This window comes from Psychromarinibacter halotolerans, from assembly GCF_029168315.1.
Lineage (GTDB): Bacteria > Pseudomonadota > Alphaproteobacteria > Rhodobacterales > Rhodobacteraceae > Psychromarinibacter > Psychromarinibacter halotolerans.
The window spans coordinates 175,612-194,385 of record NZ_JARGYD010000001.1; the positions used below are offsets into that span (position 1 = coordinate 175,612).

Below are 18,774 nucleotides of genomic sequence, written 5' to 3' on the forward strand. Positions count from 1 at the left end.
CTTTCCGAAAATCGGCCATCACTTAGCGCGGCGGCGGGCCAAGGGGAAGGGTGTCGCGTGCCTTACATGCGCCGTTTGGCTGGTCTAGGCTGTCTGTACGGGACGGTGGACCACCGGACAGGTCAGGGAAAGAGGACGCGGACATGACGATGGCGGCGGATCCGGGACGCGGGGTCGTGGGGCGGCGGACGCTGATGGCGGCCGTGGGCGCGCTTGCCGGGCTTGCGGGCTGGTTCCTGATCGAGGAACTGCCCGGCCTTGTCGACGGCGACCGGCTTGTCCTGTTCCTGACGGCTGCGGCCGGGGCGTTCTTTTTCGCCCTGCTGGCGGCGTCGGGCGCGCTGGCCATGCGCGCGGCCCTGGCGGTCTCGGCGCTGGTGTCGGTTGGGCCGGCGGCGCTTTTGACATGGGCGAGCCTGCGCTATGACGCGGTCGACGACTTTCTGGCCACCGGGCATCCGCTGGTGGCCTTCGGCCTTGTCGTATGCCTGTCGCTTCCGTTCCTTGTGGTGGCCTTCCGCCCCGAAGAGCGGTGGCGCAGTTACCCGGCGCTGTTCCGGCAGTCGTGGGACATCGCGGTGCGCTATGCGGCTGCGTGGATCTTCACCGGCGCGTTCTGGGTCGTGCTGTACCTGTCGGACGCGCTGCTGGATCTTGTCGGGCTAGAGATCATTCGAGACATTCTGGACATCGAGGTGATGCCGCCCGTGCTGACCGGCGCCGCGCTTGGCCTTGCGCTGGCGGTCGTGGCGGAACTGGCCGACTATATCTCTCCCTTCCTTATCCTGCGGCTTCTGCGCCTGCTGATGCCGGTGGTCCTGCTGGTGACGCTGGTGTTCCTTGGCGCGTTGCCGTTCCGGGGGCTGTCGGCGCTGTTCGGCGGGCTGTCCGCCGCCGCCGTGCTGCTGGCGATGGGGGTGGGGATCGCCACGCTGATCACAGCCGTGATCGACCGCGAGGATGCCGAGGCGGCCAGCACCGGGGTGCTGCGGCTGTCGGCACAGGTGCTGGCGCTGACCCTGCCGCTGCTGTCGGGGCTGGCGCTGTATGCCGTTTGGCTGCGGGTGGCGGACTATGGCTGGAGCCCGGACCGCGTCGCCGCCGCTTGCGCGGGGGCCGTGGGGATGGGCTATGGCGTGCTGTACAGCGCCGCCGTCGTGGTGCGGCGCGACTGGATGGAGCGCGTCCGCCGCGCCAACATCGCGATGGCGCTGGCGGTGATCGCGCTGGCGGCGCTTTGGCTGACGCCGCTTCTGAACGCCGAGGCGGTGTCGGCCCGCAGTCAGGTCAGCCGCTACGCGTCCGGCAAGGTGCCCGCCGAGGCGCTGGACCTGTGGTTCATCGGTCGCGACCTTGGCCGCGCCGGCGATGCGGCGCTGGACCGGTTGCGGGCGGTCGGGGACGGCGACGACGCACTGGCCGAGCGGATGGCGCGGCTTGAGACGGCGGCGAGCCGGTGGGATTTCGAAAGCGCCGACCGCGAGACGACCGCCACAGAGACGGCGAACGGCCTGTTGGCAGAGATCTTGGCGACGGTCGCGGTGGTGCCGTCGGACCGGTCGCTGGACCCGGCGCTTCTGGCGGGCGCGGCGTTGCCGCAGTTGCGGACGTGGCAGGCCGCCTGCCGCCGCGAGACGCCGGTCGGCAATCCGGGGTGCGTGGTGATGTTTGCCGACCTTCTGCCGGACAGCGCGGGGGACGAGGCTGTCCTGTTCACGATGAACGCGGCGGGCGTCGTCAGCCTGAACGCACTGGACGCCGGAAACTTCTCGGCGCTGCGGTATCTGCGCGGGGTGCCCGCCGACCTGTCCGCGGCGACGCTGGACAGGGTGATCGACGGCGATGTCGCGATTACCCAGCCCGCGCTGCGGTCGCTGGATCTGGGCGGGGTAGAGGTTCTGATCCTGCCCTGACCCGGCCGCGTCGGGGACCAGCGCGGATTGAAGGTTTGTTAAACGCTGTCGGCTAGCCTTGCCGCGACAACGATGCGAGGCGTGGCGATGCACGGGATGATCATCCGGTCGATCCAGTGTTTTCTGGAAGACACCTATGGCCGCCCCGTGTGGGAGGATATCGCGAAAGGCGCGGGGCTGGACCCCGAAGCGTTCGAGCCGATGATGCCCAACCGTGAGACTCGCACGGATGAGGTTCTGCGCGCCGCCAGCCGACGGCTGGACAAGCCGCGCGACACGCTTCTTGAAGACCTTGGAACCTATCTTGTCGCGCATCCCGCCATGCAGGTGGTGCGCCGGCTGTTGCGCTTCTGCGGGCCGGATTTCCACGATTTCCTGTACTCGCTGGAAGAACTTCCGGAACGCGCGCGGCTGGCGGTTCCGGATCTGGAACTGCCGGTGCTGGATCTCAGGGAACACGATAGCGAAAGCTATACGCTGACCGTCACGCATGACGTGCCGGGGTTCGGCCATGTGATGGTGGGGATGCTGCGGGCGATGGCGGACGATTACGGCGCGCTGGTCCTGCTGGACCACATCGGCCGCGACGCCGCGTCCGAGGTCGTAAGCATCCGCCTTGCGGAACCCGCGTTCAGCGCCGGGCGCCGCTTCGATCTGAGGTTGAAGGCGGGATGACCGCGCCCCCGACCGATGCCGTGGCGGACGAGGGCGTGATGCTGCCGGGCACGGCGGTGGACCTTCTGATGCCGATGGCGGTGACCGTGGCCGCCACCGGGCACATCCGCCACGTCGGCCCGACGCTGGCGAAGCTGCGGCCCGACATGGTGTTGACCGGGCGCCGGTTCCTTGAGGTGTTCGAACCCCGCAGGCCGCGCGGGGTGAAGACCTTCGACGACATCCGATCCGCCGCCGGCGCGCCCTTGGGTCTTGCCTTCCGCGATCCGCCGCGCAGCACGCTGAAGGGTCACGGTCACGCGCTGCCTGGCGGCGGGATGCTGGTGAACCTGTCCTTCGGCATCGGCGCGGTCGAGGCGCTGGCTGCCTATGACCTGACCGCCGCCGATTTCGCGCCCACCGACCTGACGGTGGAAATGCTGTACCTCGTCGAAGCGAACGCCGCCGTGCAGGCCGACCTGCGCCGCCTGACCTTGCGGCTGGACGGCGCGAAAAGTGCCGCGGTCGAGCAGGCGCATACCGACACGCTGACGGGGCTGCGCAATCGTCGCGGGCTGGACATGGCGCTGCAACGTCGCGCCGCCTCGCGCGAGGGCTTCGCGCTGATGCATCTCGACCTTGACCGGTTCAAGGCGGTGAACGACACGCGCGGCCACGCCGCGGGCGATCACGTCCTGCAGCAGGTCGCTGCCATTCTGGGCGAGGAAACGCGCGAGGTCGATACCGTCGCACGGGTCGGCGGGGACGAGTTCGTCTTTCTGTTCCATCGCCTGACCGACCGCATCCGTCTGGCCCGCATCGCCTCGCGCCTGCTGCGCCGCCTGTCGCAACCGATCGAGTTCGAGGGCGCAGCGTGCGAGATTTCGGGCAGTATCGGCATCGCGCTTAGCCAGGATTATCCGCGCCCAGATCCGGATCGGATGCAGCAGGACGCCGACGCCGCGCTGTACCGATCGAAACGCGCGGGCAGGGCGCGCTATGCCTTCGCCGGAGAGACCACGACCCACACGCCCGAACCCGTGGAAACCGCTCCGACCCCGTCAGCGTCCCAACAGGGATAGGCCGCTCCGGCTTCGTGATCTACAGGTGCGCGCAGACAAGTTTGATAGGGTGCCGGGCTGGCGCCGTTGCAAAGAAAAGGGCCGCGGAAGATCCCGCGGCCCCTGTAATCGTCATCGACGTCCGTCCCGGCCCCGTCACTCTGCCTTCGTGATCGCCAGCGGGATCTCGAACTTGAAGCTGAAGCCAAGCGCCTCGTAGTCGTCGCGGAACAGGCCGTCATAGCTTGCGCCCAGCGACAGGCTGGCGCCGTCCTCCAGCGCGAAGCTGACGCCGGTCTGGAACCGGCCGCGCCACCCGTCGGAATTCGGCGTGTCGTCGGCCAGCGTCACGCCCATCGTGGTGCCCATGTTGTAGATCGCCTCGAGCGTGAAGTAGGGGCGATAGGACAGCCCGTCGGCGGTGACGAAGTTGCCCGCGATGGTCGGACCGAACCGGGCCTGCCCCAGCGCGATCGTCTGGCTTGGGATGGCAACACCCAGACTGTCGACGTAGCCGTCCTGCGTTTCCTGGAAATAGGCCAGCGACGCGTTCGGGCGGATCGACCACGGCCCCTTGCGGTAGTCGCCGGTCAGGCTCATCTGCGCCATCCACCGCGAGGTGTCGAAGCTGTCCGTATAGGTGTTGAACGGGCTGATCTTGTTGCTCGACGTCCCCGCCGCGATGCGGGCGTCGAAGTACAGGTTCGGCGACAGGCGCGCGGTCATGTAGGGGCCCGCCATCCAGCCGCCGCCGGTCACCGTGGTGTTGTTGGCGGAGGATTCCTCGGTGATCATGTCGATGCTGGTCATCAGGCCGACCAGCACGTTCTCGGTCACAAGATAGTCGGCGCCGAAGTAGATCACCCCGAACCGGCCTTCGCCCTCGCTGTCGTCGAACTTCTTGTACTGCGCCTCGAACCACGCGTCCCAGCGATAGTTCGACACATAGGCGGTGTCGCGGGTCGCGCCGTGGGCCAGCGCAAGGCTTGCCCCGGCCTGCCGCATCGTCAGCAGGCTGCCCGACACGTTCACGGTGTCAGAGTTCAGCGACATCGGATCGAAGTCGAACGGCGAGAAGGACATAAGGTCGCCCGTCGCGAAGCGCAGCGCGCTGGCATTGCCGAAGCCGCGCGTCAGGCGGTCGATGCGGCGGCCCATGTCCGGCTCGGACGACAGCAGCAGGTCGGCGCGGCGGAACAGGAAGCGGTTGATCGTCTCGACCGTCTTGGTGTCGGTCTGGACAGAGGTCAGCGTGCAGACAATCGCCTCGCCCGCGGCCACGTCCAGAACGATCTCGCCGGTTTGCGCGGTGGCGGTGCTGTCGGTGTCGTTGCAGGACACGGCGGCGTTGCCGAACCCGGCGGGCCGCGATTGCAGCACGCGGTAGAGGCCCGGCGCAAGCGTGACGGGGCCATAGCTGCCTTCGCCCGCGGTGGTGGCGATCGAGAAGTTCAGCAGCGTCTCGGTCGAGGTGAAGCCAAAGGTGCCATCGGGGTCGGCGCGCTGGATGAAGGTCACGGTGCCGCCGGTGACGGCCTCGACCTGCAGCGTCGCGGACGCGGTGCTGCTGGCGCCCAGCGACGAGGTCAGCGGCCCGGCGGTTTCGGTGAAGGTGCCGACAGCGGTGCCGGTGATGGACACGCCGATGGCACAGCTGGCCCCGGCGGGGATCGTCGCACCGGACAGCGACAGGCTGCTGGCGCCCGCAGACGCGGTGACGGTGCCGCCGGTACAGCTATTGGACACCGCCGGATCGCTGGCCAGAACCAGCGAGGGATCGAAGGCGACCGCGAAGGCAGCCGCGTCGGCGGCCACCAGAGCACCGCTGTTGTCCAGCGTGAAGGTCACGCGGGTGGTGTTGCCCTGCGGGATCACCGACGGCGCGAAGCCCATCGCGAAGCCCGGTGCCGGGGCAGGGGTGACGGTCAGCGCGGCGCTGGCGTCCACCGGGGTGGGGAAGCCGGTCGCGGTGACCGAAGCGGTGTTGGTCAGGTCGGACGCGCCGGTCACGGTGACTTCGGCGTTCACGGTACAGGTTGCGCCGGTCGCCAGCACGCCGCCGGTCCAGCCGATCGCGCTGTCGCCCGCCGCGCCCGTCAGCGTGCCGCCGGAGCAGCTTGCGTCGGCGGTGGCGTCCCCGGCCAGCACCAGCCCGGTCGGGAAGGTGTCGGTCAGCGTCACGCCGTCCATCGCGGCCACGCTGTTGGGGTTGGTGACGGCCAGCGTCAGGGTCAGGGTCTCGCCCTGCACCGCGGTGGTGGCCGAGAACGTCTTGGTCAGCTCTGGCCCGCCCGGCGGGGTCACCGCCAGTGCGGCGGTGGCCTGAATGGCGGTTGTGTTGCGGTCGGACAGAAGCTCTGCGGTGTTGCTTAGGCTGGTGTCGCCGGTGGCGGTGACGCGGACCGTGATGGTGCAGGTCTCGCCCGCCGCCAGCGTGCCGCCTGTCCAGGTCAGGCTGGTGTCGCCCGCCGACCCGGCAAGCACGCCGGTGGAACAGGCCGCGTCGCCGGTGGCGTCGGTCGAGATTTCCAGATCCGCCGGGAAGGTGTCGGTCATCTCGAGGTTCGCGATGTCGACAAGCGTGTTCGGGTTGCCGACCTCGATGGTCATGGTCAGGGATTCGCCCTGCGTGACGCCCGTCTCGGAGAAGCTTTTGGCCAGCGTCGGCAAGGCGCCCGCCGTCACCAGCAGCGTATCGCTCGCGGTGATCGCGGTGGCGTTCGCATCCGACGTCAGTTCGGCGGTGTTGGTCAGGTCGCTGTCGCCGGTGATGCGCACGGCGACGGTGACGGTGCAGGTCTCGCCCGCCACGACGCTGCCGCCGGTCCACGACACGGCGGTGTCGCCATCGGTTCCGGCAAAGCTGCCGCCGACGCAGGCCGCATCGCCGACCGGGGTGCCGGCGGCTTCCAGCCCGGCGGGGAAGGTGTCGGTCAGGCTGATGCTGCCCACCGTGGCGAAGGCGTTGGGGTTGGCGACGGTCAGCGTCATGTCGACCGTCTCGCCTTCGTCGGCGCCCGACACGGCGAAGGCCTTGGTCAGCGTGGGCGCAACCGCCGCCGACACGGTCAGGGTGGCGCTGGCGGGCCCCGAGTTGCCAAGGCTGGACGTCAGGTCGCCCGTGGTGTTCGCCAGTGCACCCGCCGCAGCGCCGATCACGTCGACCGTCACGGTACAGGTCGCGCCCGCCCCGACGGTCCCGCCGGTGTAGGACATGCTGCTGGCCCCCGCCACGGCGGTCAGGGTGCCGCCGGTACAGGTCGTCGCGGCGTTGGGCGGCGTCGCGACCGACATGCCTGCGGGCAGATTGTCGGTCACGTCCAGCGACGTGGCGGCAACGGGCTGGGCCGCGTTGTCGATGGTCAGCGTCATCGTCGAGGTTTCGTCCAAGACCACGGTGGCCGGAGCGAAGGCCTTGGCGAAGGCGGGCGGCGCCACGATCTCAAGGCTGTCGCTGGCCGCTGCGGCAACGGTCAGGCCGTTGCTGGTCAGCGCGCTGGTGGTGTTGGTGTAGTCGCCCGGCGTCGCGCCGACCGGAACCGTCAGCGTGACCGAGAAGGTACAGGTCTCGGACGCGGCAAGCGTGGCGCCGGACATCGCAAGGAAAGACGTGCCCGTGATCGTCGAGCCGGTCCCGCAGGGGTTTGCCGGCAGGCCGGTCGCAACCGCCCCCGACAGGAACGCGGACAGGTCGTCGTTGAATGCCAGCGCGGACAGGGTGGACGCGTCGTTGTTGGTGATCGAGAACGTCACGTCGACGCTGGTGCCGACCCCGGCGACCGGCGTGTCGAAGGTCTTGGTAAAGGTCGGTGCGATTGTGTCGGTGACCGACAGGGTCGCGCCGGTGGGCGTGAAGGCGGGGGTGGACGCGCCGAAGCTGTAGCTGCCCGCCGCCGGAGAGGTCGTATAGTCGCCGGGCGTGGTGCCGCCGGGCACGGTGACCGCCAGCGTGACCGTGCAGGTCGACGCGGGCGCCAGGTCGATGCCCGAGAAGCTGGCCGTGCCGCTGCCGCTGACGGTGCCGCCGCAGGTGTTGCCGCCCACCGTGAAGGTCGCGCCTGGGATGGCGGTCGCGATCGCGTCGGTGAACGCGATGCCGGTCGCCGGTTGCGTGCTGCTGGTGTTCTCGAAGGTGTAGACAAGCTGCGCGATCTCGCCGGCAAGCACGGGGCTGTCGGTAAAGGACGACAGCACGGACAGCGGATCGGCCTCGACGACCAGCGGCGTGCTCGAGGCATTGCCGGTATAGGCGTTGCCGTCGATCGTCGAGACGACGGCGCTGGTCAGGTTGCTGTAGCTGCCGGTCCCTGCGCCGGCCGGTACGGCCAGCGAGACGTCGAAGCTGCAATTGGCGCCGGCCGCCAGCGATCCGCCGCTGAACAGCAACGACGTGGTCCCAGAGATCGTGCCACCGCAGGCCGCCATCGGAAGGCCGGTGGCGGTCAGGCCCGACAGCGTGTTCGACAGGTTGTTGGAGACCACGATCCCCGAAGCCGCTGCGGCCGGGTCGGTGTTCGGGTTGTCGATGGTGAACCGCAGCGTGACATCGCCGCCCGGTTCCACCGGGTCGTCGACGAACTCCGTCGCCAGTGCCAGCGCCGAATAGGTGTTCACCGCCAGCGAAGCCGTTGCGGCGGTGCCGGTCAGTTCGGACGCGGCGCCAGCGTCGGCGGCGGCGGTCAGGTTGCTGGTGGTGTTGTCGAAAGAGCCGGTCGCGGACGCACCCAGCGTCAGCGCGACCTCGATCTCGCAGACCGTATCGGGCGCGACGGTGCCGCCGGAGAAGGTCAGGGTCGAACTGCCGCTGACACTGCCGCCGCAGTTGTTCGACACCACGGACGACAGCGTGGTTCCCGCGTAAAAGGCATCAAGGTCGTCGGTGAACGACACCTGCGTGGCCGACACCGTCTCGGACGTGTTGGACAGCCGCAGCGTCATTCCGACGGTGGTGCCTTGCCCCGCGGTGGCCGTGTCGAAGGACTTTGCAAGTGTCAAGCCGCTGAGGTCGCTGATGGCCTCGACCACCAGCTGCTCTGACACGGCGCCTCCGACAAAGGTCGAGTCGTCGGGAAAGGTGCCGGTGACGGTCGAGGAGGTCACGGTGTAGGTGTCTGCGGGCGTCGCCGCCGCAAGCGTGAAGTCCGCGGTGACCGTGCAGGTCGCCCCTGCCGAAATCGCACCGCCCTGCAATATGATCACGCCCGCAGGCGACTGGCCGGCGAAGCCGCCGCAGGTCGTCGCGATCCCGGTGAAAAACAGGTGCGGCAAAAGCCCGGTGAGGTCGTCGGAGAACGCCACGTCCGTCACGTTCAGCGCGCCGTTGGGGTTGGTCAGGGTGTGCACCAACTGGCCCGTGTCGCCCGCAGTCATGGTGCCGGGCACGAACGCCTTCGACAGTTCGACCGGGAAGGCGTCCAGCACGCGCAGCGTATCGGTGTCGGCCGGGCCGGTGGTGGCCGCGCCGTCGATGGTCGCTGTCACAGAGCTGGTCGTGTTGACATAGTCGCCGCCCGCCGCACCGCCGGGCACCTGCACCGTCACCGTAAAGCTGCACGAATCGCGCGCCGCGATCGAGCCGCCCGTTAACGTCAGCACCGACGTCCCGCTTAGTGTCGATCCGGTGCCGCAAGGGTTGGTCGGCAGGGCACCCGTCACACTCGCGCCCGCCAGCATCGCGTCGAGATCGTCGGAAAAACTGATCCCGGTGGCGGCGCTGGTCGTGCTGGGGTTGGTCAGGGTGAAGGTCAGGTCGACGGTCGCGCCCGGTGCGACCGCGTTGTCCGCAAAGTCCTTGACCAGTCCGACAACGCCGGTCGGCGGGGATGCGACTGTAAGCGTCGCGCTCGACGCGCCGGCATCCTGCTGCGGGCCGCTCGTGCCGATATATTGCAGGTTGGACGAGGTCAGCTCGAAACTGCCGCTTTGGGTCGGTGTGATGGCCAGGCTGATCTCGCACGACTCACCCGGCGCGACGACATAGTTGCCAGGGCTGTTAAACCCCTGCAGCGTCACGCTGATCTGGTTCCCTCCCGCAGGGGCCGAGATGATGCTGTTGAAGCCGCCGCAGTCGGTCGTAAAGTTAGGCTGCGCCTCGATGACGACACCGGTCGGAAACGTCTCGCTGAAGACGATGTTTGTGACCGGGCTCGCGCTGGCGGTATTGTCGAGGGTGTAGGTCAGCGCAACGGTGTCGTTCGTGCCAACGGACGACGGGGATAGCGTCTTCGAGAACCCCGGAACCGCGTCATTGACGGTCAGGTCGTCGGGCAGGCTCGCCGAGCTTCCCGCCGAACTGGTCAGGGTAATGGCAGGGTTGGTATGCGCGCCAAGCGTCGTGGCCGTCACCCGAACCGAGATGGCGCAGGACGTACCCGCGCCGACCCCGCCGCCGGTGTAGGACACGCTGCCGCTGCCCGCCGTGGCTGTCAGGGTGCCGCCCGAGCAGGTGGACGACGCGCTGGCCGGGTCGTCGACGGTGATCGCGGCCGGGAAGAGGTTGGTAAAGTCCAGATCGGTCGCCGGCGCGCCAGAGCCGTTGGTGATCGTGTAGGTCAGTACCGAACTGCCGCCGGGGCCGATGGTGTCGGGGGAAAATGCCGCCGAGAACGTGGGCTGCGCCTCGGCCGTCTGCGCCGACAGGGCGGCGGCAAGGCTCAGCAGAAGGGCGGAAAGGCATTTCGCAAGTGCGGTGGTGCGCATGGGGGTCCCCGGCATATCTTCAACGTCGCAGGGGAAGGCACAAAGACGGCAAGGGTCACGGGCGAGGCGCTGCCCTGCAACGGGCCGCCGCCGCACCCGCCGCCGGAAAAGGGTTCAATCTTTACCCTGTTCGCATGTCTCCCCAGACAACCTTAGCTTGCCCCCACGTCGGCGATTCCGAAATGGTTAACGCGCTGTAAGAGGGCCGTTTTCCGGGCGGCCATGCAAAAATGCGACACTCGCTGCGGCCGGTGCGCGCCGGGTCACAGGCGCACCCGCTCCCCGGTTTCCGCCGAGCGCCGGATCGCCTCGATCACCGCCATGTTTGCGATACCATCGGCGCAGCTGACCAGCGGCGCGGTGTCGCCCCGCGCCAGCGCGCCGAAATGCTCCATCTGCCCGACGAACGGATCGGCCGGGGCAAAGTCCAGCGTTCCGCGTTCCATCCGGTCGAACCAGTCCGGCGTGCCGGGATGGGTCCAGAACGCCGCGTCCGGCAGCGACATGCCGGCCTTCGTCCCGGCATAGCTATGCGCATAGATGTCATGCACCGGCAGGCGCGGGCTTTCGCCCGACCCAAGGTCATAGGTCCACGGCCCGCACCCGGCGTCGGTCGTTACGACGCTGGCGATGCCGCCGTTTGCGAAGGTCAGGATCGCGGCGGCGCTGTCTTCGACCTCCAGCCCGCGCACGGCGCCCGAGACCAGCCCCTGCGCTTCGGAAATCTCGCCGAATAGGTGCCGCAGCAGGTCGATCTCGTGGATCAGGTTGATCGCCATCACCCCACCGGCCCCCGGCTGGCTGCGCCATTTGACGTCGAAATAGGCCGCCGGTTTCGCCATCACGGCCTGCACGTTGGCGGTGACCAGCGTGCCGAACAGACCGTCCGCGATGGCGGCCCGCGCCGCCTTGACCATCGGGTTGTGACGCCGGTGATGCCCCACCAGCAGCGGAACCCCGGTTGCCTCGACGACCGCCTGCAATTCCAGCCCCTCGGCCACGCTGTTGGCGACCGGCTTCTCCAGCAGCACGGGAAGGCCCGCCCGCAACAGGACCGTCGCGATCGGAACGTGGGTGTGGTTCGGCGTTGCCACCACCGCCGCGTCGGCGCCCCCGGCGTTCAGTAAATCCGAGACGTCGCGATAATGCGGCACGTCCTGTTCGGCGGCCTGCGCCGCGCCGGCGTCGGTCGGGTCGACCACGGCGCACAGCGCCACACCCCGGCTTCGCCCCAGCGTGGCGATATGGGTGCCCCCGATGATTCCCGCACCGATAACGGCGACGCGCAAGTCGGCCATGTCCGCTCCTCCCTTCAGACACCCGGACGCTAGCGGCGCGCCCCCGATTTGGAAAGCGCCCCTGCTTCTTCTGTCCGGAAATATCCTGGGGGGAGGGCCGAAGGCCCCCGGGGGGCAAAGCCCCCCTAACTCAAAAGTAACGGGCAAAGCCCCCCGACTTAATTGAAGTGGGCAAAGCCCCCCTAGCTTCAAAGCAACGGGCAAAGCCCCGGACGTTCAGCGGCCGTAATACTCGCGGTACCACGCGACGAACCGCGCGATCCCTTCGCGCACGTCGGTTTGCGGGCGATAGCCGGTCAGGCGCTGCAGCAGCGATGCGTCGGCCCATGTCGCGGGCACGTCGCCGGGCTGCATGTCCATCATGTTGCGGCGGGCCGGAACGCCCAGCTCGGCCTCGATGGCGTCGACGAAATCCAGAAGCCGCACCTTGTCCGAGTTGCCGATGTTCACCACCCGCCACGGCGCGACGGGGGACAAGCTGTCGCCGTCCTCGATCTGCGACGCGTCGGCGGGGCGCTCGGGCACCGCGTCGATCAGCAGGCGGATGCCATGCACCAGATCCTCGACATAGGTGAAATCGCGGTACATTTCGCCGTGGTTGAACACGTCGATGGGGCGGTCGTTCAGGATCGCGTCTACGAACTTGAACAGCGCCATGTCGGGCCGGCCCCACGGACCATACACGGTGAAGAACCGGAACATCGTCGTCGGAATGCCGTGCAGGTGGGCATAGGCGTGCGACATCGATTCCGTCGCCTTCTTCGTCGCGGCGTAGATCGTCAGCTGCGTGTCGGCCTTGTCGGTCTCGGCATAGGGCATGTCCTCGTTCGCGCCATAGACGGACGAGGTCGAGGCCATCAGCAGGTGCGCCACCTTCAACTCGCGCGCGGCTTCCATCACGTTGAAGGTGCCGATCACATTGGCGTCGAGATAGGCGCGCGGTGCCTCCAGCGAATAGCGCACCCCGGCCTGCGCGGCGAGGTGAACGATGATGTCTGGCGCGAAGTCGAGGGCGACGCGAGCGAACAGCGCCTCGTCCTCCAGCATTCCTTCGGTGGCAGAGAAGTCCTCGTTCTGCAGCAGGATCGCGTGGCGGCGGCGTTTCAGCGAGACGTCGTAGTAATCCGTCATCCCGTCATAGCCATGCACCCGGAAGCCGTCCTTCAGCAGAACCTGCGCCAAGTGGAAACCGATGAAACCGGCGGTTCCGGTGATAAGAACGCGGGGGGCGGTTTCGGGCACGGTTTCGGGCACGGGCAGGGCTCCTGACTGGGGTGCTCCGGGACTGTTAGCGCGATCCGCCGCCGCTGCCTACCCGCCGCCGCCTACCCACCGACAAGCGCGCCGGTCAGATAGGCGACGGCAGCGCACAGCGCGCCCACGCCCACGGTTTCGCCCACGGCGGTCAGCGCCCCCTGTCCGATGGCGCGCCAGCGCAGCAGGCCAAGCGCCAGCAATGCGCCGAAGGTGGCCCCGACCGACAGGGGCAGAGCGTTGGCGTGCCCGGCGTCCAGCAGCAGGTAGGGCGCCAGCGGCAACAGGCCGAAGACGATGAAGGCCGCGAAAGTGGTCAGCCCCTCGCTCAGCGGGCGGGCAAGCCGCATGTCGGTCAGCCCCTCGCCATAGGACAGCCGGATGTCTGCGGCCAGTTCGGGGCTGCGGGACAGATACCGCGCCGCGGCTTCGGCATCGTCGGGCGCCAGCCCCCGCGCCGCCAGCAACCCGGCGATCTCGGCCCGCGCGGCCTCGGGCCGGTCGCGGAACCGGGCGAGACCCGCGGCCCGTCGCGAGCGGTACAGATCGCGCTGGGACCGGGTGGACAGGAACTCTCCCATCCCCATCGACACCCCGTCGGCCACAAGGTTCGCCAGCCCGAACACCAGCACCGCCAGCGCGCCGACCTTCCCGGCGCCGTCCGCCGCCGCACCGGCATAGCCTGCGACGATCGCGAAGGTGGTGACGATGCCGTCGTTGCCGCCATAGACGATCTGCTTGAGAAAGCTTTGCACGCGGCCAAGGACCGGGACTTCCGGGGCGGTTAGGGCGGACATGCTGGCTCCTTTGTTGGCTGGCTGACGCGCCAAAGCTGCCGCAGGCAGCGGCGCAAGGAAAGCGGTTCCGACTGCGCGTCGGCGTCGCAGGGCGCGGATTCGGCTTGGACCCGGCGCCGTGGGGGTGCAGGGTCCCGCCGCGAACAGGACGACACCCGATGACGGACACCCAGCAGCAAAGCCCGCAGGCCCGGGCCACGGCGCGCATCATCGCGCCCGTCCGGCATGGCCTGACCCAAGCGGGCGCGTTGGCGGTGCTGGCCGGGCTGATCTGGCCCGCGCAGGCCGCGTGCATCGCATGGGTCATTTCCGGCTGGGCGGCGGGCGACACGGCGCTGGGCCGCACCGCGCTGGGCGCCGGGCTGTTTGCGCTGGGCGGGCTGCTGCGCGCCGCACTCGACGCCCGCGCGGGCGCGCTGCTGTTCGAAGCCGCCGACCGCACCATCGCCCGCGAACGCGCCGCGCTGATCGAACGCGAAATCCGCGCGCCGGGGCCGGAAAGCTCTGCCGCCGTGGCTGCGCTGGCGGTGCAGAAGCTGCCGATGCTGCAACCGTGGATCACCCGCTATCACGTCGCCATGACGCGCACGCGGGTGCTGCCGCTGGTGTTTCTTGTGCTGGCCTTCTCGCAAAGCTGGGCGGTGGGGCTGGTTCTGCTGGTCGCGGGGCCGCTGATCCCGCTGTTCATGGCGCTGGTGGGCATGGCGGCAGAGCAGGCGTCGCGCCGCCAGCTGGACGAGATCGGCGGCATGAACGACATGCTGATGGACCGTCTGTCCGCGCTGCTGGACCTGCGGCTTTTGGGCGCCGCCGACCGCGCGGCGCAGGATTTCCGCGACCGAGCCGAGGCGTTGCGCGACCGGACGATGGCCGTGCTGCGCATCGCCTTCCTGTCGTCCACCGTGCTGGAACTGTTCGCGGCGCTGGGCGTGGCGATGGTCGCGGTGTTCGTGGGCTTCTCGCTTCTGGGCGAGATCGGGTTCGGCACATGGGGCGGGCAGATGACGCTGGCGCAGGGGCTGTTCCTGTTGCTGATCGCGCCCGAATACTTCCAGCCCCTGCGCGACCTTGCCGCCGCATGGCACGACCGGGCCGCCGGGATCTCGGTGGTGGCGGAACTCGACGCGCTGGATGCGGCCGACCGCGTGGCGCTGATCGGGACGGGCGCGGCAACGGCGCCGCTGGACGGGCCGCTGTCGGTGGACCTGCACGGCGCGGCGGCGTTGCCGGGGCGGGCGGTGCCGCTGCCGTCGCTGCAACTTCGCGCGGGCGAGGCGTTGGCCTTGACCGGCCCGTCGGGCGTTGGCAAGACGACGACGCTGGCAGCCGTCGCGGGGCTGGTGCCGTTGGCCGAGGGGCGCGTCATGGTCTGCGGCCAGCCGCTCGACGCCGACACCGCCGACGCGTGGCGGGCGCGGCTGGCGTGGCTGCCGCAGGTGCCGCATTTCCCGGATGTGACATTGGCGGACTTCCTGGACCCGCGCGGCACCGGCGCCGATCCGTGGGCCGCGCTGGACCTTGTGCAGGCGCGCCACATCGTGGACCGGTTGCCGGATGGTCTGGAAACCCGGCTGGGCGAAAGCGGCGGCGGCGTGTCGGGGGGCGAAGCGCGGCGGCTGATGCTGGCGCGTGCCGTCGCCTCGGGCGGCGATCTGATCCTTGCCGACGAGCCGACCGCCGACCTCGACTCCGAGACGGCGGCGCAGATCGTCGCGGCGCTGACCGGGCTGCGCGATCAGGGGCGCACGCTGCTGGTCGCCACCCACGACCCCGCGCTGGCCAAGGCGCTGGACCGGGAGATCGCGCTATGACGCCGCTGTTGCGCATCCTGTGGCGGCTTCTGACCGCCGACCGCCGCGCGATGGCGCGCGGCGCGCTGTTGTCGGTGCTGGTGCTGGTGATGGGCGCGGCGCTGCTGGGGCTGTCGGGCTGGTTCATCACCGCCACCGGGGTGGCGGGGCTGGCGGGCATCGGCATCGCCTTCGACGTCTTCCGCCCCTCGGCGGGGGTGCGGCTGCTGGCGCTGGGCCGGACGGCGGCGCGCTATGGCGAACGGGTGCTGACCCACGACGCCACGCTGCGGGCGCTGGCGGTGCTGCGGGTGGACCTGCTGCGGCGGCAGGCCGGGCAGGGGGCGCGGGCGCTGATGCGGCTGCGGGGCGAGGCGGCGCTGACCCGGATCGTGGCCGACGTCGACGCGCTGGACGGGCTGGTGCTGCGGCTGTTCCTTCCCGCCTTGGCGGCGCTGGCGACCCATGCGCTGGCCTTCGCGATGCTGGCGTGGCTGTCGGGCCTGCCGGTCGCGGTGGCAGTGGCGGCAGGCTATCTGCCGGGGGCCGTGCTGGCGTTGTGGCTGCTGGGGCGTCGCGCGATTGCACCGTCGGCGCAGGGCGAGCGGCAGGCGCAAGCCCTGCGCACCGGGCTGATCGACGCGATGCGCGACCGGGCGGCTCTGGTGCTGGCGGGCGGGCTGCCGGGGCGCGAGGCGGCGCTTGCCACGCAGGACGCGGCCGCCCGAGATGCGGCGCGCACGCTGGACCGGATGGACCGGCGCGCGGGGGTCGTCCTGTCGGCCCTGTCCTCGCTGGCGGCGGCGCTGGCGCTTTTGGCGGGGGGCTGGCTGGTGTCCAGCGGCGCGCCGCCCGCGCCTGCCGCCATCGGCTTCTTCGTCGCGCTGGGTCTGGCCGAGGCCTTGCCACCGCTTCGGCGCGGATTGGGCGAACTGGGCCGCATGGTCGATGCCGCGCGGCGGGTGGACATCGGCCGCGCGGACGCACCGAACCGCGCAGGCCCGGCGGCGGACGGACCGCTTCTGACGGTGGAGGATGGCGCGCTGTCCTTCGAGCTGAAGCCGGGCGGGGGACTGGCGCTGACCGGCCCCAGCGGCGCGGGCAAGTCGACGCTGCTTCTGAAGATCGCCGCGCTCTGGCCCGTGGGCGATACGCGGATCGCCATCGCGGGCCGGGCGCCGGGCGATTGGCCGGAGGCGGACCTGCGCGACGTGGTGACGATGGTGCCGCAACGAAGCGTGCTGATCGGCGGCACGATCCGGGACAACCTTGCCCTTGCCGCGCCGCCGGACACCCCGGACGCGGACCTGTGGCGCGCTTTGGACGCCGTCGACATGGGCGACGCGCTGCGCGACCGGGACGGGCTGGACACCCGATTGGGCGAAACCGGCGCGGGGCTTTCGGGCGGGCAGACGCGGCGTGTTGCACTCGCCCGCGCGATCCTGCGGCGGCCCCGGCTGTTGCTGCTGGACGAACCGACCGAGGGGCTGGACGACGAAACCGCCGCCCGTGTTCTGGATGGCCTGCGCGCCGCCCTGCCGGACACGGCGATCCTTGCGACACTCCACCGCAACGCCGGTCACCGGGTATTCGCTGAGTGCAAGCGCGTCGTTTTGTGACGGAGCTTCATAACACGTATTGGGAATATGTGTTTTACGTTAAGCGCGGGGTCCCGAATCAACCCTTGCGCAAGATTGGGAGAAATTGGGTATGGAACTCGATGTCGTAGAGCTGTCACGGCTGCAATTCGCCCTGACCGCCATGTATCATTTCCTGTTCGTACCCCTGACGCTTGGTCTGTCCATTCTCGTCGCGATCATGGAGACGGTCTATGTCATGACCGACCGTCCGATCTGGCGGCAGATGACCAAGTTCTGGGGCACGCTGTTCGGAATCAATTTCGTTCTGGGTGTCGCCACCGGCATCACGATGGAATTCCAGTTTGGGATGAACTGGTCGTACTATTCGCATTATGTGGGCGACGTGTTCGGCGCACCGCTGGCGATCGAGGGGCTGATGGCCTTCTTCCTCGAAGCCACCTTCGTCGGGCTGTTCTTCTTCGGCTGGGACAAGCTGTCGAAGACCGCGCACCTTGTCGTCGCGTGGCTGGTCGCCATCGGCTCGAACTTCTCGGCGCTGTGGATCCTGATCGCGAACGGCTGGATGCAGAACCCGGTGGGGGCAGAGTTCAACCCCGACACCATGCGGATGGAAATGACGTCGTTCTTCGAGGTCATGTTCAACAGCGTGGCGCAGTCGAAATTCGTGCACACCGTGTCCGCTGGATATGTCACGGCGTCCGTGTTCGTGCTGGGCGTGTCGGCGTGGTACCTGCTGAAGGGGCGCCACACAGAGCTTGCCAAGCGGTCGATCACCGTGGCCGCGTCCTTCGGCCTTGCCTCGGCCCTGTCGGTCGTGGTGCTGGGCGACGAGTCCGGGTACGAAACCTCGCACAACCAGCGCATGAAGCTCGCCGCGATCGAGGCGATGTGGGAAACCCACGAGGCGCCTGCCGCCTTCACGTTGGTCGGCTTCCCCGATCAAGAGGCGCGCGAAACGCACTATGCGCTTGAGATCCCGTGGGTCATGGGGCTGATCGGCACCCGGTCGCTGAACACCGAGATCCCCGGCATCGCCGATCTGGTGGCCGAGGCCGAGGACCGCATCCGGTCGGGCATCGTCGCTTACGATGCGCTGATGACGATCCGGGCCGAGCGCGACGCGACCCCGCCCGAGGTGCGCGCCACCTTCGAAGAGCATTCCGACGATCTTGGCTATGCCATGCTGTTGAAGCGGTATGTCGACGACCCGAGGGACGCCGACGACGCGCTGATCGAGACGACGTCCTGGGATACGGTCCCGACCGTCTGGCCGCTGTTCTGGGCGTTCCGGATCATGGTGGTGCTGGGCTTCTCGTTCATCGCGGTGATGGCGTATTTCTTCTACCGCTCGTCCTTCAAGGGACAGACCTATCCCCGCTGGGCGCTGCATGCGGCGGTCTGGATCATTCCGGCCCCGTGGATCGCGGCCGAGATGGGCTGGATCGTGGCCGAGTTCGGTCGCCAGCCTTGGACGGTGGACGGGGTGTTGCCCACGGCGCTGTCGGCCAGCAACCTGTCGGTCGCTGACCTGCTGCTGACGCTGGCCGGGTTCGTCGCCTTCTATACCATTCTCTTCATCGTCGAGATGGGCCTGATGCTGAAATACATCCGCAAGGGCCCGCATCAGGATGTCGATGAAACCGAAGTCTGGACCGCGCGGCATGAAGCCCGCCTGCGTGGCCCGGTCGGCACCCCCGCGGAGTAAGC

The 18,774-nt window shown here is 69.0% G+C and carries 10 protein-coding genes; 6 read left to right on the plus strand and 4 right to left on the minus strand.

The features are described from left to right. Positions 1-143: 143 nt before the first annotated feature. The 3 genes from P1K30_RS00820 to P1K30_RS00830 all read left to right on the plus strand — a co-directional run bounded on the left by P1K30_RS00820 (position 144) and on the right by P1K30_RS00830 (position 3,649). Complete coding sequence (locus tag P1K30_RS00820; RefSeq protein ID WP_275630771.1) at positions 144-1,913, plus strand: DUF4153 domain-containing protein; 1,770 nt, start codon at positions 144-146, stop codon at positions 1,911-1,913. Between the two features lie 87 nt (positions 1,914-2,000). Then, entirely contained in the window at positions 2,001-2,588 is a 588-nt protein-coding gene (locus P1K30_RS00825) for a heme NO-binding domain-containing protein (protein WP_275630772.1), read from the plus strand. Further along, a complete protein-coding gene (locus P1K30_RS00830) occupies positions 2,585-3,649 on the plus strand; it encodes a GGDEF domain-containing protein (protein WP_275630773.1) in 1,065 nt (354 codons plus the stop codon). The genes P1K30_RS00825 and P1K30_RS00830 overlap by 4 nt, the downstream gene beginning before the upstream one ends. Positions 3,650-3,784: 135 nt before the next feature. On the opposite strand, the gene P1K30_RS00835 is transcribed toward P1K30_RS00830, so the two are convergent. The 4 genes from P1K30_RS00835 to P1K30_RS00850 form a co-directional block, all read right to left on the minus strand. Further along, the gene (locus tag P1K30_RS00835; RefSeq protein ID WP_275630774.1) at positions 3,785-10,327 is read right to left on the minus strand and encodes a DUF7933 domain-containing protein; all 6,543 of its coding nucleotides are present in this window, start codon (positions 10,325-10,327) and stop codon (positions 3,785-3,787) included. A gap of 263 nt (positions 10,328-10,590) precedes the next feature. After that, positions 10,591-11,625: a Gfo/Idh/MocA family protein gene (locus tag P1K30_RS00840; RefSeq protein WP_275630775.1), complete on the minus strand. Its 1,035-nt coding sequence runs from the start codon at positions 11,623-11,625 to the stop codon at positions 10,591-10,593. A 216-nt stretch (positions 11,626-11,841) separates the two neighbouring features. Beyond that, a complete protein-coding gene (locus tag P1K30_RS00845; protein ID WP_275630776.1) occupies positions 11,842-12,879 on the minus strand; it encodes an NAD-dependent epimerase/dehydratase family protein in 1,038 nt (345 codons plus the stop codon). Positions 12,880-12,950: 71 nt separating this feature from the next. After that, positions 12,951-13,676, minus strand: a complete 726-nt coding sequence (locus tag P1K30_RS00850) for a VIT1/CCC1 transporter family protein (protein WP_275630777.1) — start codon at positions 13,674-13,676, stop codon at positions 12,951-12,953. Between the two features lie 158 nt (positions 13,677-13,834). Between P1K30_RS00850 and P1K30_RS00855 the strand changes: the two genes are divergently transcribed. The 3 genes from P1K30_RS00855 (at position 13,835) to P1K30_RS00865 (ending at position 18,772) form a co-directional block, all read left to right on the plus strand. Further along, positions 13,835-15,487, plus strand: a complete 1,653-nt coding sequence (locus P1K30_RS00855) for an ABC transporter ATP-binding protein/permease (RefSeq protein WP_275630778.1) — start codon at positions 13,835-13,837, stop codon at positions 15,485-15,487. Beyond that, positions 15,484-17,085, plus strand: a complete 1,602-nt coding sequence (locus P1K30_RS00860) for an amino acid ABC transporter ATP-binding/permease protein (protein WP_275630779.1) — start codon at positions 15,484-15,486, stop codon at positions 17,083-17,085. Before P1K30_RS00855 ends, P1K30_RS00860 begins: the two co-directional genes overlap by 4 nt. Positions 17,086-17,176: 91 nt before the next feature. Next, complete coding sequence (locus P1K30_RS00865; protein ID WP_275630780.1) at positions 17,177-18,772, plus strand: cytochrome ubiquinol oxidase subunit I; 1,596 nt, start codon at positions 17,177-17,179, stop codon at positions 18,770-18,772. Positions 18,773-18,774 lie beyond the last annotated feature (2 nt).